This window comes from Rossellomorea sp. KS-H15a (assembly GCF_024195245.1).
In the GTDB taxonomy this organism is placed as follows: domain Bacteria; phylum Bacillota; class Bacilli; order Bacillales; family Bacillaceae_B; genus Rossellomorea; species Rossellomorea vietnamensis.
Map to the genome: position 1 here is coordinate 697,218 of NZ_CP096886.1, position 12,805 is coordinate 710,022.

At 41.6% G+C, this 12,805-nt stretch carries 21 protein-coding genes; all 21 read left to right on the plus strand.

The genetic code is table 11. From position 1 onward, the window contains the following. Positions 1-41 precede the first annotated feature (41 nt). The 21 genes from M1J35_RS03410 to rpsH all read left to right on the plus strand — a co-directional run bounded on the left by M1J35_RS03410 (position 42) and on the right by rpsH (position 12,800). Positions 42-290, plus strand: a complete 249-nt coding sequence (locus M1J35_RS03410) for a 50S ribosomal protein L7ae-like protein (protein ID WP_034765997.1) — start codon at positions 42-44, stop codon at positions 288-290. Positions 291-389: 99 nt separating this feature from the next. Next, a complete protein-coding gene (rpsL, locus tag M1J35_RS03415) occupies positions 390-812 on the plus strand; it encodes a 30S ribosomal protein S12 (protein ID WP_034765995.1) in 423 nt (140 codons plus the stop codon). A 44-nt stretch (positions 813-856) separates the two neighbouring features. Then, positions 857-1,327: a 30S ribosomal protein S7 gene (rpsG, locus tag M1J35_RS03420; protein ID WP_034765993.1), complete on the plus strand. Its 471-nt coding sequence runs from the start codon at positions 857-859 to the stop codon at positions 1,325-1,327. 51 nt (positions 1,328-1,378) lie between these two features. Beyond that, positions 1,379-3,457: an elongation factor G gene (gene fusA / locus M1J35_RS03425; protein WP_034765991.1), complete on the plus strand. Its 2,079-nt coding sequence runs from the start codon at positions 1,379-1,381 to the stop codon at positions 3,455-3,457. A 128-nt stretch (positions 3,458-3,585) separates the two neighbouring features. Then, positions 3,586-4,776 (plus strand): elongation factor Tu, encoded by a 1,191-nt coding sequence (tuf, locus tag M1J35_RS03430; protein WP_034765989.1) that lies wholly within the window; start codon positions 3,586-3,588, stop codon positions 4,774-4,776. A gap of 1,006 nt (positions 4,777-5,782) precedes the next feature. Continuing rightward, positions 5,783-6,091 carry a 30S ribosomal protein S10 gene (gene rpsJ, locus M1J35_RS03435; RefSeq protein ID WP_007085291.1) on the plus strand — a complete coding sequence of 103 codons (309 nt, stop codon included), beginning with the start codon at positions 5,783-5,785 and terminating at the stop codon, positions 6,089-6,091. A 35-nt stretch (positions 6,092-6,126) separates the two neighbouring features. Next, positions 6,127-6,756: a 50S ribosomal protein L3 gene (rplC, locus tag M1J35_RS03440; protein WP_060674124.1), complete on the plus strand. Its 630-nt coding sequence runs from the start codon at positions 6,127-6,129 to the stop codon at positions 6,754-6,756. Positions 6,757-6,786: 30 nt separating this feature from the next. After that, the gene (gene rplD, locus M1J35_RS03445) at positions 6,787-7,410 is read left to right on the plus strand and encodes a 50S ribosomal protein L4 (protein ID WP_034765984.1); all 624 of its coding nucleotides are present in this window, start codon (positions 6,787-6,789) and stop codon (positions 7,408-7,410) included. Then, positions 7,410-7,694 (plus strand): 50S ribosomal protein L23, encoded by a 285-nt coding sequence (rplW, locus tag M1J35_RS03450; protein WP_034765982.1) that lies wholly within the window; start codon positions 7,410-7,412, stop codon positions 7,692-7,694. The genes rplD and rplW overlap by 1 nt, the downstream gene beginning before the upstream one ends. A gap of 31 nt (positions 7,695-7,725) precedes the next feature. After that, positions 7,726-8,556 carry a 50S ribosomal protein L2 gene (gene rplB, locus M1J35_RS03455; protein WP_034765980.1) on the plus strand — a complete coding sequence of 277 codons (831 nt, stop codon included), beginning with the start codon at positions 7,726-7,728 and terminating at the stop codon, positions 8,554-8,556. 60 nt (positions 8,557-8,616) lie between these two features. Continuing rightward, on the plus strand, positions 8,617-8,895 hold the full coding sequence (gene rpsS, locus M1J35_RS03460; RefSeq protein ID WP_034765978.1) for a 30S ribosomal protein S19: 279 nt from the start codon (positions 8,617-8,619) through the stop codon (positions 8,893-8,895). A gap of 19 nt (positions 8,896-8,914) precedes the next feature. Then, positions 8,915-9,256 carry a 50S ribosomal protein L22 gene (gene rplV / locus M1J35_RS03465; protein ID WP_034765976.1) on the plus strand — a complete coding sequence of 114 codons (342 nt, stop codon included), beginning with the start codon at positions 8,915-8,917 and terminating at the stop codon, positions 9,254-9,256. 3 nt (positions 9,257-9,259) lie between these two features. Beyond that, positions 9,260-9,916 (plus strand): 30S ribosomal protein S3, encoded by a 657-nt coding sequence (gene rpsC, locus M1J35_RS03470; protein WP_034765973.1) that lies wholly within the window; start codon positions 9,260-9,262, stop codon positions 9,914-9,916. A gap of 2 nt (positions 9,917-9,918) precedes the next feature. Then, the gene (gene rplP / locus M1J35_RS03475; protein WP_034765971.1) at positions 9,919-10,353 is read left to right on the plus strand and encodes a 50S ribosomal protein L16; all 435 of its coding nucleotides are present in this window, start codon (positions 9,919-9,921) and stop codon (positions 10,351-10,353) included. Beyond that, positions 10,343-10,546 carry a 50S ribosomal protein L29 gene (rpmC, locus tag M1J35_RS03480; protein ID WP_032085278.1) on the plus strand — a complete coding sequence of 68 codons (204 nt, stop codon included), beginning with the start codon at positions 10,343-10,345 and terminating at the stop codon, positions 10,544-10,546. The genes rplP and rpmC overlap by 11 nt, the downstream gene beginning before the upstream one ends. A 20-nt stretch (positions 10,547-10,566) precedes the next feature. Then, complete coding sequence (rpsQ, locus tag M1J35_RS03485; RefSeq protein ID WP_032085279.1) at positions 10,567-10,830, plus strand: 30S ribosomal protein S17; 264 nt, start codon at positions 10,567-10,569, stop codon at positions 10,828-10,830. 44 nt (positions 10,831-10,874) lie between these two features. After that, positions 10,875-11,243, plus strand: a complete 369-nt coding sequence (gene rplN, locus M1J35_RS03490) for a 50S ribosomal protein L14 (protein WP_032085280.1) — start codon at positions 10,875-10,877, stop codon at positions 11,241-11,243. 40 nt (positions 11,244-11,283) lie between these two features. Next, on the plus strand, positions 11,284-11,595 hold the full coding sequence (gene rplX, locus M1J35_RS03495) for a 50S ribosomal protein L24 (protein WP_034765969.1): 312 nt from the start codon (positions 11,284-11,286) through the stop codon (positions 11,593-11,595). Between the two features lie 26 nt (positions 11,596-11,621). Continuing rightward, the gene (gene rplE, locus M1J35_RS03500) at positions 11,622-12,161 is read left to right on the plus strand and encodes a 50S ribosomal protein L5 (protein WP_034765967.1); all 540 of its coding nucleotides are present in this window, start codon (positions 11,622-11,624) and stop codon (positions 12,159-12,161) included. Between the two features lie 24 nt (positions 12,162-12,185). Continuing rightward, positions 12,186-12,371, plus strand: a complete 186-nt coding sequence (locus M1J35_RS03505; protein ID WP_010191505.1) for a type Z 30S ribosomal protein S14 — start codon at positions 12,186-12,188, stop codon at positions 12,369-12,371. 30 nt (positions 12,372-12,401) lie between these two features. Then, complete coding sequence (gene rpsH / locus M1J35_RS03510; protein ID WP_034765964.1) at positions 12,402-12,800, plus strand: 30S ribosomal protein S8; 399 nt, start codon at positions 12,402-12,404, stop codon at positions 12,798-12,800. Positions 12,801-12,805: the final 5 nt, after the last annotated feature.

Here is a 12,805-nt window from a genome sequence, read left to right on the forward strand (position 1 = left end):
GGTTGCTCCTATTAATAACCTGTTACTTTGGAGGATATGAAATGTCTTATGAAAAAGTAGCGCAGGCTAAAGAAATTATTGTAGGAACAAAGCAAGCAGTGAAAGCTCTAAAAACAGGTCATGTACTCGAAGTTGTAATTGCGGAGGATGCTGATCCCAAGGTTACAGCAAAAGTAGTCCAGGCCGCGATTGATCTTAATGTACCGGTTAACAAAGTGGATTCAATGAAGAAACTTGGTAAATCGTGCGGAATAGATGTTGGAGCAGCAGCTGTTGCGATTATACAGTAAAATAGTTTTTGTAGAAGCGATCTACAAAAACTTTACTTTTACCCAAAAAAGAACCACCTGGATGTGTGGGCTTACCAAATAAGAAGGGAGGAAAACAAAATGCCAACTATTAACCAATTAGTTCGCAAGCCTCGTCAGTCAAAATCAACTAAATCAAAGTCACCAGCTCTTAACAAAGGTTATAACAGCTTTAAGAAGGTGCACACGAACTTGTCTTCTCCACAAAAACGTGGTGTATGTACTCGTGTTGGTACAATGACTCCAAAGAAACCGAACTCGGCGCTACGTAAATATGCACGTGTTCGTTTGACAAATGGAATCGAGGTTACTGCTTACATCCCTGGTATCGGACACAACCTTCAAGAGCACAGTGTTGTTCTTATCCGTGGAGGACGTGTAAAGGATTTACCGGGAGTACGTTATCACATCGTACGTGGTGCGCTTGATACAGCTGGAGTTGACGGCCGTATGCAAGGACGTTCTAAATACGGAACTAAGCGCCCTAAAGCAGCTAAAAAATAATAAAACAACTATAAATTCATTTCTCGTTGAAAGGAGGAAATCACATGCCACGTAAAGGTCCTGTAGCAAAAAGAGACGTTTTACCTGATCCAATGTACAATTCTAAACTAGTTACTCGTTTAATCAACAAAATCATGATTGACGGTAAAAGAGGTAAAGCTCAAAAGAAATTATACGCAGCGTTTGATATCATTAGCGAGCGTTCAGGTAAAGATGCAATGGAAGTATTCGATGCAGCTCTAAAAAATATCATGCCGGTATTAGAAGTTAAAGCTCGTCGTGTAGGTGGTTCAAACTATCAAGTACCTGTAGAGGTGCGTCCAGAGCGTCGTACTACATTAGGTCTTCGTTGGTTAGTAAACTACTCTCGTCTTCGCGGTGAGAAGACAATGGAAGAGCGTTTAGCTAACGAAATCCTTGATGCAGCTAACAACACTGGAGCTTCTGTCAAGAAGCGTGAAGATACACACAAGATGGCTGAAGCGAACAAAGCGTTTGCTCACTATCGTTGGTAATCTGACCTTAATCAAACAAATCATTCTTATATAAGGAAGGAGAAAGACCGCATGCCTAGAGAGTTCTCCTTAGAAAACACTCGTAATATCGGTATCATGGCTCACATCGATGCCGGTAAAACAACTGCAACTGAGCGTATCCTATTTTATACAGGTCGTATCCATAAAATTGGAGAAACTCACGAAGGTGCTTCTCAAATGGACTGGATGGAGCAAGAGCAAGAACGTGGTATCACTATCACTTCTGCTGCGACAACAGCTCAATGGAAAGGCCATCGTATCAACATCATCGATACACCGGGTCACGTAGACTTCACTGTTGAAGTTGAACGTTCCCTGCGCGTACTTGATGGTGCAGTAGCAGTACTTGATGCTCAATCTGGTGTTGAGCCTCAAACTGAAACTGTTTGGCGCCAAGCAACTACTTACGGGGTTCCCCGTGTAGTGTTCGTTAACAAAATGGACAAAATCGGTGCTGACTTCCTTTACTCTGTAGGTACACTACATGAGCGTCTACAAGCTAATGCACATCCTATTCAGCTTCCAATCGGTGCTGAGGATGACTTCGAAGGAATCATCGACTTAGTAGAAATGAAAGCATATTTCTATGAAGATGACCTTGGGACTCGCGCAGAAGCTCGTGACATTCCTGAAGAGTACAAAGATCAAGCTGAAGAATACCGCGGAAAATTAATTGAAGCTGTATCTGAACTTGACGAAGAGCTTATGATGAAGTACTTAGAAGGTGAAGAGCTTTCTAACGAAGAAATCAAAGCTGCTATCCGTGCGGCTACACTAACTGTCGAGTTCTACCCGGTAGTATGTGGATCTGCATTCAAAAACAAAGGGGTTCAATTACTAATTGACTCAGTTATCGATTATCTTCCAGCACCAACAGATGTTGAAGATATCAAAGGCTTTGTACCTGATACAGAAGAAGAAGTAACTCGTCCATCTGCTGACGATGCTCCATTCTCTGCATTAGCGTTCAAAGTTGCAACTGACCCTTATGTTGGTAAATTAACATTCTTCCGTGTGTACTCAGGAACATTAGATTCTGGTTCATACGTAAGAAACTCTTCTAAAGGTAAACGTGAGCGCGTAGGACGTATCCTGCAAATGCACGCTAACTCCCGTGAAGAGATCTCTACTGTATACGCTGGAGACATTGCAGCAGCTGTTGGTCTTAAAGATACTTCTACTGGAGATACACTATGTGATGAAAAGAGCCTTGTTATCTTAGAATCAATGGTATTCCCAGAGCCGGTTATCTCTCTATCTGTTGAGCCTAAGTCAAAGGCTGACCAAGATAAAATGACTACTGCTCTACAAAAACTTCAAGAGGAAGATCCAACATTCCGTGCGCATACTGATCAGGAAACTGGACAGGTTATCATCGCAGGTATGGGTGAGCTTCACTTAGATATCATCGTTGACCGTATGAGACGTGAATTCAAAGTAGAAGCAAACGTAGGTGCTCCTCAAGTATCTTACCGTGAGACTTTCCGTGATACGGCTAAAGTTGAAGGTAAGTTCGCCCGTCAATCTGGTGGACGTGGACAATTCGGACACGTTTGGATCGAATTCTCACCTAACGAAGAAGGTAAAGGATTCGAATTCGAGAACGGTATCGTCGGTGGTGTAGTTCCTCGTGAATACATCCCTGCTGTACAAGCCGGTCTATCTGACGCTTTAGAAAATGGTGTCTTAGCTGGTTTCCCACTTGTTGATGTTAAGGCAAGATTATTCGATGGTTCATACCATGACGTCGACTCCTCTGAGATGGCGTTCAAAATCGCTGCATCAATGGCCCTTAAGAATGCTGCTTCTAAATGTAAGCCAGTCATCCTTGAGCCAATGATGAAAGTTGAGGTTGTTATCCCTGAGGAATACCTTGGAGATATCATGGGTGACGTTACTTCCCGTCGTGGACGCGTAGAAGGTATGGAAGCACGCGGTAACGCTCAAGTCGTTAAAGCGTTCGTACCTCTATCTGAAATGTTTGGATATGCAACTTCATTACGTTCTAACACACAAGGACGTGGAACATACTCCATGCACTTCGATCACTACGAAGAAGTACCTAAATCGATTTCTGAAGAAATCATCAAAAAAAATAAAGGTGAATAATTGATTTATTCGCTTTTATAAAGTATAAATACTAATGTAAGCAATTGTTGTGTCAGAGAGGGTTTTTAACCGTCTCTGAGGCACCCAAAATATACTTATTTTCTTTAAAATCAAAGGAGGATTTTCAAATGGGTAAGGAAAAATTTGATCGTTCCAAGCAACATGCGAATATCGGTACAATCGGTCACGTTGACCATGGTAAAACAACTCTAACAGCTGCAATCACAACTACACTTCACAAGAAGTATGGTCGTGGAACTGCAATGGCTTATGACCAAATCGACGGTGCTCCAGAAGAAAGAGAACGTGGAATCACAATCTCTACTGCACACGTTGAGTACGAAACTGATACTCGTCACTATGCACACGTTGACTGCCCAGGACATGCTGACTATGTTAAGAACATGATCACTGGTGCAGCACAAATGGATGGTGGGATCCTAGTAGTATCTGCTGCTGACGGCCCAATGCCACAAACTCGTGAGCACATCCTTCTTTCTCGTCAAGTAGGTGTTCCATACCTAGTTGTATTCATGAACAAATGTGACATGGTAGACGACGAAGAACTACTTGAATTAGTAGAAATGGAAGTACGTGACCTTCTTTCTGAGTACGATTTCCCTGGCGATGACGTACCAGTAATCAAAGGTTCTGCTCTTAAAGCTCTTGAAGGAGATGCTGAGTGGGAAGCGAAAATCTTCGAACTTATGGAAGCTGTAGATAGCTACATCCCAACTCCAGAGCGTGACACTGACAAGCCATTCATGATGCCTGTTGAGGACGTATTCTCAATCACAGGTCGTGGAACAGTTGCTACTGGTCGTGTTGAGCGTGGACAAGTTAAAGTTGGAGACACTATCGACATCATCGGTCTTTCTGAAGAGCCTAAATCTACAACTGTAACAGGTGTAGAAATGTTCCGTAAGCTTCTTGACTATGCTGAAGCTGGAGACAACATCGGTGCACTACTTCGTGGTGTAGCTCGTGAAGATATCCAACGTGGACAAGTACTTGCTAAGCCAGGTACAATCACTCCACACACAAAGTTCAAAGCAGAAGTTTATGTTCTTTCTAAAGAAGAAGGTGGACGTCACACTCCATTCTTCACTAACTACCGCCCACAGTTCTACTTCCGTACAACTGACGTAACTGGTATCTGTAACCTTCCTGAAGGTGTAGAAATGGTTATGCCTGGCGATAACATCGAAATGACTGTTGAGCTTATCGCTCCAATCGCTATCGAAGAAGGTACTAAGTTCTCTATCCGTGAGGGTGGACGTACTGTAGGTGCTGGAGTAGTAGCTACAATCACTGAGTAATCATTGATATCAAAAACAGATGGACCTTGTGTCCATCTGTTTTTTTATGTTCATTTTTTGAGAAGGAAGATAATTGCCTTTACCGAACGAACTGAACCTAATCTTAAGATCAATATGGATTCAGTTTGTAACACCGCTGTTGATTTCCGGGCAAGACTTCGCTTTCCTCGGGCGGAAGGCGAGCCTCCTCGTCGCTGGCGCTCCTGCGGGGTCTCACCTATTCCGCTTTTCCCGTAGGAGTCTCCGTCTTGCCCTCCAATCAACAGCTAGCGACTGCAAACTATCTAATATATCCTTCTAAATAACCATAAAAAAATGAATGACTTAGATAATGAACCAAGAAAGTTAAACGATACTTCTGTTTTTTCCTTATGCCAATCACTTTCATTTTTATAATGAAGAATCTAGATTCATCATTATTTTTACAACTTTCTTCTATATAAATGTAATGCACGAGCTTAATTAAGGCTATTGCACGAATTCTAACTTCCAACATACCTATAAGATTTTAGTGACTGTATTCTCTATACCAATAAATATAATACCCATTGTTGATTGCAACGGAAGGCAGCTCGACTCCTGCGGGAAATGTGGGACAGGTGAGACCCCGCAGGCGAAGCCGAGGAGGCTCACCGCCCACCCCGCGGAAAGCGAGCTGCCTTAAGTGGAAATCAACATGCACTCACTCATTTAGAAATGGTATTATCACTGGCTAATGTTCAATGCCATTATATTATTACCCGCTATATTAAATATTGTGAAAATATCACATAACCTTGAAAATATGATGGTTCGTTTGTATAATAGAGAAAGTGTGCAAAACATAAAGAAATTGCAAGAAACCCTTGCTTCTTCTGGGTGTTTTAGTTATAATAGACAATGTTGGTCTTTGACTGCGATGAAACAGAAGGTTGCTGACACACACGGCCGCTTTGCCATGGCGAGTGTGTGGGAAATTTCTGTGGAGAATGTCTATTCAAAAATAGGCGATAAAGGAGGGAAAATAATGGCAAAACAAAAGATTCGTATCCGTTTAAAGGCTTATGATCACAGAATCCTTGATCAATCAGCTGAGAAAATTGTTGAAACAGCAAAACGTTCTGGTGCGGCGGTTTCTGGACCGATCCCACTACCGACTGAAAAGTCTGTTTACACAATCCTACGTGCTGTGCACAAATACAAAGATTCTCGTGAGCAATTCGAAATGCGTACTCACAAACGCTTAATCGACATTGTAAATCCGACACCACAAACAGTTGATGCGCTTATGCGTTTAGACTTACCATCAGGTGTAGATATCGAAATCAAACTTTAATTCATAAAAACCATAATAATCAGGAGGTGTGACTAATGACCAAAGGAATCTTAGGAAGAAAGATTGGTATGACTCAAGTTTTCGCTGAAAACGGTGATCTTATCCCTGTAACTGTTATCGAGGCTGCTCAAAACGTGGTACTTCAAAAGAAATCTACAGACGTTGATGGCTACGAAGCTATCCAAGTAGGTTTTGAAGACAAACGTGAAAAGCTTTCTAACAAACCAGAGAGAGGCCACGTTGCTAAAGCTGAAACTGCTCCTAAGCGCTTCATCCGTGAAATCCGCGGTGTAAACGTAGAAGAGTACGAAGTTGGTCAAGAAGTCAAAGTTGATATTTTCGCTGCAGGCGAAATCGTAGATGTAACAGGAGTTTCAAAAGGTAAAGGTTTCCAAGGTGCTATCAAGCGTCACAACCAATCACGCGGACCTATGTCCCATGGTTCTCGTTACCACCGTCGTCCCGGTTCAATGGGTCCTGTTGATCCAAACCGTGTATTCAAAGGTAAATTACTACCTGGACGTATGGGTGGAGAGCAAATTACAATTCAAAACCTTGAAATTGTAAAAGTTGATGCTGAACGTAACCTTATCTTAGTTAAAGGTAATGTACCTGGACCTAAGAAACAACTGATCAAAGTAAAGTCAGCTATTAAAGCAAACTAATAGAACTTTTCAAGAAAGGAGGAAACAAGAATGCCGAAAGTAGCATTATTTAACCAAAGCGGTTCTAAAGTTGGTGATATCGAACTTAATGACACTGTTTTTGGTATTGAACCAAACACACACGTGATGACTGAAGCAGTATTGATGCAAAGAGCGTCTTTACGCCAAGGTAATCATAAAGTAAAAAATCGTTCTGAAGTACGTGGCGGTGGGCGTAAGCCTTGGCGTCAAAAAGGAACAGGCCGTGCTCGTCAAGGGTCAATCCGTTCTCCACAATGGCGCGGTGGTGGTACTGTATTTGGACCAGTTCCACGCAGCTACAGCTACAAACTTCCTAAGAAAGTTCGTCGCTTAGCAATTAAATCTGCACTTTCTTCTAAAGTTGTAGAAGAAAACATCTTAGTATTAGAAGCATTATCATTCGATGCTCCTAAAACAAAAGAATTTGCTAGCGTTCTAAAAGGCCTTTCTGTTGATTCTAAAACATTAGTAATCACTGACGGTCTTGACGAAAACGTAGCACTTTCAGCTCGTAACATCCCTGGTGTAACTGTTGTTACTGCAGAAGGAATTAGCGTTCTGGATGTATTAGGACATGACAAACTAGTGATGACTAAATCAGCTGTTGAAAAAGTAGAGGAGGTGCTCGCATAATGGATGTACGTGAAATCATTAAGCGCCCCGTAATTACAGAGGCTTCAACTGATCTTATGTCTGAGAAAAAGTATACTTTCGAAGTTGATACTAGAGCTAATAAAACTCAAGTAAAAGACGCCGTTCAAGCAATCTTTGACGTGAAAGTAGATAAAGTAAACATCATGAACTACAAAGGTAAGTTCAAGCGTATGGGTAAACACGCTGGTTACACTAACAAGCGTCGTAAAGCTATCGTTAAGCTTACTGCTGACAGTAAAGAAATCGAATTCTTTGAAGTATAAAATTCTTTAATTAAGAAGAGGAGGGAAAAACATGGCGATTAAAAAGTATAAACCTACCTCTAATGGTCGTCGCGGCATGACTAGTTCTGATTTCGCTGAAATCACGACTGATTCTCCGGAAAAGTCACTTTTAGCACCCCTACACAAAAAGGGTGGCCGTAACAACCAAGGTAAGTTAACAGTTCGTCATCAAGGTGGCGGCCATAAGCGCCAATACCGTATCATCGATTTCAAACGTGAAAAAGATGGTATACCTGGACGCGTTGCTACGATCGAATACGATCCGAACCGCTCAGCTAATATTGCACTAATCAACTACGCTGATGGGGAAAAACGTTACATCCTTGCACCTAAAACACTTGTTGTGGGTATGGAAGTAATGTCTGGACCAGAAGCAGATATTAAAGTAGGTAATGCATTACCTCTTATCAACATCCCAGTTGGTACAATCGTACACAATATTGAACTTAAACCTGGTAAAGGTGGTCAGCTAGTTCGTTCTGCTGGTACATCTGCTCAAGTACTTGGTAAAGAAGGTAAATATGTACTTGTACGTTTGAACTCTGGTGAAACTCGTATGATCCTTTCTGCTTGTCGTGCTACTGTAGGTCAAGTTGGAAATGAACAACACGAACTAATCAACATCGGTAAAGCCGGACGTTCTCGTTGGTTAGGTAAACGCCCAACAGTTCGTGGTTCTGTCATGAACCCTAACGATCACCCACACGGTGGTGGTGAAGGACGTGCTCCAATCGGACGTAAATCACCAATGTCTCCATGGGGTAAACCTACTCTTGGATACAAGACACGTAAGAAAAACAACAAATCTGATAAATTTATTGTGCGTCGTCGCAAAAAATAACGGGATTGTGCTACGGTTCCTGAAAAGAGCCGTAGGTCAATCACGAAGGGAGGTTCAAACATGGGTCGTAGCTTAAAAAAAGGACCTTTTGTTGATGATCATTTAATGACTAAGATCGAAAAATTGAACGAAACTGAAGGCAAACAAGTTGTGAAAACTTGGTCTCGTCGCTCAACGATCTTCCCAGCATTCATCGGTCACACGATCGCAGTTTACGATGGTCGTAAACATGTACCTGTATACGTCACTGAAGACATGGTAGGACACAAGCTTGGTGAATTTGCACCATCTCGTACTTACAAAGGTCACGCAAGTGATGATAAGAAAACAAGACGCTAATTGAGAGGAGGGTATCCTAATGCAAGCAAAAGCTGTTGCAAGAACAGTACGTATTGCTCCTCGTAAAGTACGTTTAGTCGTTGATCTAATCCGAGGTAAGCAAGTTGGAGAAGCGGTTGCTATCTTAAAGCACACACCTAAAGCTGCTTCACCAGTAATCGAAAAAGTACTTAAGTCTGCTATTGCGAACGCAGAGCACAACTTTGACATGGATATTAATAGCCTAGTGGTAACTGAGGCTTATGTAAATGAAGGACCAACACTTAAACGTTTCCGTCCTCGTGCGATGGGACGTGCAAGTCAAATCAACAAACGTACAAGTCACATTACACTTGTCGTATCAGAAAAGAAGGAGGGATAAGCTGTGGGTCAAAAAGTACATCCGGTCGGACTTCGTGTCGGTATAATCCGTGATTGGGAATCTAAATGGTACGCAGATAAAGATTACGCTAATCTATTACACGAAGACATTAAAGTACGTGAATATATTGCAAAACGTTTAGTTGACGCATCTGTTTCTAAAGTAGAAATCGAACGCGCAGCAAACCGTATTAACATTACCGTTCATACAGCTAAGCCTGGTATGGTTATCGGTAAAGGTGGTACAGAAGTTGAAGCACTTCGTAAAGCATTGAACGAACTTACTTCAAAACGTGTACACATCAACATCGTTGAAATCAAAAGAGCTGACGTTGATGCGAAATTAGTAGCTGAAAACATCGCTCGTCAATTAGAAAACCGTGTTTCTTTCCGTCGTGCTCAGAAGCAATCAATCCAACGTGCGATGCGTGCTGGTGCAAAAGGAATCAAAACACAAGTATCTGGTCGTTTAGGCGGAGCAGATATCGCTCGTGCAGAACATTACAGTGAAGGTACTGTTCCACTTCATACTCTACGCGCTGACATTGACTATGCTCATGCAGAAGCTGATACAACTTATGGTAAGCTTGGCGTTAAAGTATGGATCTATCGTGGAGAAGTTCTTCCTACAAGAAAGAAATCTGAGGAAGGAGGCAAATAATTATGTTATTACCTAAACGCGTTAAACATCGTCGCGAACACCGCGGAAAAATGCGTGGACGTGCTAAAGGCGGTCAAGAAGTAGCGTTCGGTGAATACGGTTTACAAGCAGTTGAGGCTTCTTGGATCACAAACCGTCAAATCGAATCAGCTCGTATCGCTATGACTCGTTACATGAAACGTGGCGGTAAAGTATGGATTAAAATCTTCCCTCATAAACCTTACACTGCAAAACCTTTAGAAGTACGTATGGGTTCAGGTAAAGGTGCTCCAGAAGGTTGGGTAGCAGTAGTTAAGCCTGGAAAAATCATGTTTGAAATCGCTGGTGTTTCTGAAGAGGTTGCTCGTGAAGCGCTTCGTCTGGCATCACATAAACTTCCAATCAAAACGAAGTTTGTAAAACGTGAGGAAATTGGTGGTGAATCAAATGAAAACTAATGAAATTCGTGACCTAACCACTGCTGAAATAGAACAAAAAGTAAAGACTCTGAAAGAAGAGTTATTTAACCTTCGCTTCCAACTTGCGACTGGGCAATTAGAAAACACAGCTCGCATCCGTGAAGTCCGCAAAGGGATCGCTCGTATGAAAACTGTAATCCGTGAAAGAGAGATCGGGGTTAACAATCGATAAATGAGAGGAGGTTTGCTTAAATGAGTGACCGCAACCAACGTAAGGTATACACTGGCCGTGTTGTTTCCGACAAAATGGATAAAACAGTAACGGTTATGGTAGAAACTTATAAAAAGCATTCTCTATACGGCAAGCGCGTTAAGTACTCTAAGAAGTTTAAAACTCATGATGAGAACAACGAAGCAAAAGTAGGCGATATCGTACGTATCATGGAGACTCGTCCACTATCTGCTACAAAACGTTTCCGTTTAGTAGAAGTTGTTGAAAAAGCAGTTATTATCTAATATATTTGTTCGGATATTTTATATTCCGAAGGGAGGTTACCTACATGATTCAACAAGAATCACGTTTAAAAGTTGCTGACAACTCTGGTGCTCGTGAAGTATTAACTATCAAAGTACTTGGTGGTTCTGGACGCAAGACGGCTAACATCGGTGATGTTATCGTGTGTACAGTAAAACAAGCAACACCAGGTGGCGTTGTTAAAAAAGGTGACGTAGTGAAAGCAGTTGTTGTTCGTACTAAGTCTGGTGTACGTCGTCAAGACGGTACTTACATCAAGTTCGACGAGAACGCTTGTGTCATTATCCGTGACGATAAGGGACCACGTGGAACTCGTATCTTCGGACCTGTTGCCCGTGAACTACGTGACAGCAACTTTATGAAAATTGTATCTTTAGCTCCAGAAGTTCTTTAATAGATATTTAGCATTGGGCCATTCAAGGAGGTGCGATGAAATGCATGTAAAAAAAGGCGATAAAGTAATGGTCATTACTGGGAAAGACAAAGGCAAAACAGGTGTTGTTCTTGCTTCATTCCCAAAAAAAGACCGAGTGCTAGTTGAAGGTATCAACGTTGTGAAAAAACACGCTAAGCCTTCACAGATGAACCCGCAAGGTGGAATCATCAGCCAGGAAGCATCTATCCATGTATCAAATGTTATGCTTCTAGATCCGAAATCTAACGAGCCAACTCGTGTAGGTTATAAGACAGAAGACGGCAAAAAAGTACGTGTAGCAAAAAAATCAGGTGAAGTTCTAGATAAATAGTACGATTAAGAAGGGAGGTATTCTGAATGAACCGCCTAAAAGAAAAATTCCAACAAGAAATCAGTCCAGCTCTAGTTAGCAAATTCAATTACAAATCAGTAATGGAAGTACCTAAAGTTGAAAAGATCGTTGTCAACATGGGTATCGGTGATGCTGTTCAAAACTCAAAAGCTCTTGATGTAGCTGTTGATGAATTAACTCAAATCACTGGTCAAAAGCCAGTTGTAACAAAAGCTAAGAAATCAATCGCAGGCTTCCGTCTTCGTGAAGGTATGCCAATCGGTGCAAAAGTTACTCTACGCGGAGAGCGTATGTACCAATTCTTAGATAAATTAATTTCTGTTTCACTTCCACGTGTACGTGACTTCCGTGGTGTTTCTAAAAAAGCATTCGACGGTCGCGGTAACTACACATTAGGAGTTAAAGAGCAATTGATTTTCCCTGAGATTGACTATGATAAAGTGTCTAAAGTACGTGGTATGGATATCGTAATCGTAACAACTGCGAACACAGACGAAGAAGCTCGTGAATTGTTGACACAAATCGGAATGCCATTCCAAAAGTAATCGCTATATAAGGGAGGCGAAAATGTGGCTAAAAAATCTATGATTGCGAAACAAAAACGCACGCCAAAGCATAATGTTCAAGCGTATACTCGTTGCGAACGTTGCGGACGTCCTCATTCAGTTATCCGTAAATTCAAGCTTTGCCGTATTTGTTTCCGTGAACTTGCATACAAGGGTCAGATTCCTGGCGTTAAGAAAGCTAGTTGGTAATACCCTATATTGGGAAGGAGGTAAATTATTATGACAATGACAGATCCAATTGCAGATTTGCTAACTCGCATCCGTAATGCGAACATGGTTCGTCACGAAAGATTAGAAGTTCCTGCTTCTAACATCAAGAAAGAAATTGCAGAAATCCTTAAACGTGAAGGTTTCGTACGTGACGTTGAATATGTAGAAGATAACAAGCAAGGTGTTATCCGCATTTTCTTAAAATATGGAGCAAACAACGAACGAGTAATTACTGGATTAAAGCGTATCTCTAAACCTGGTTTACGTGTATATGCAAAATCAACAGAGGTACCTAAAGTACTAAACGGTTTAGGTATCGCACTTGTTTCTACTTCTACAGGTGTTTTAACTGATAAAGAAGCTCGTGCTCAACAAGTAGGCGGAGAAGTACTAGCTTACGTTTGGTAATATTT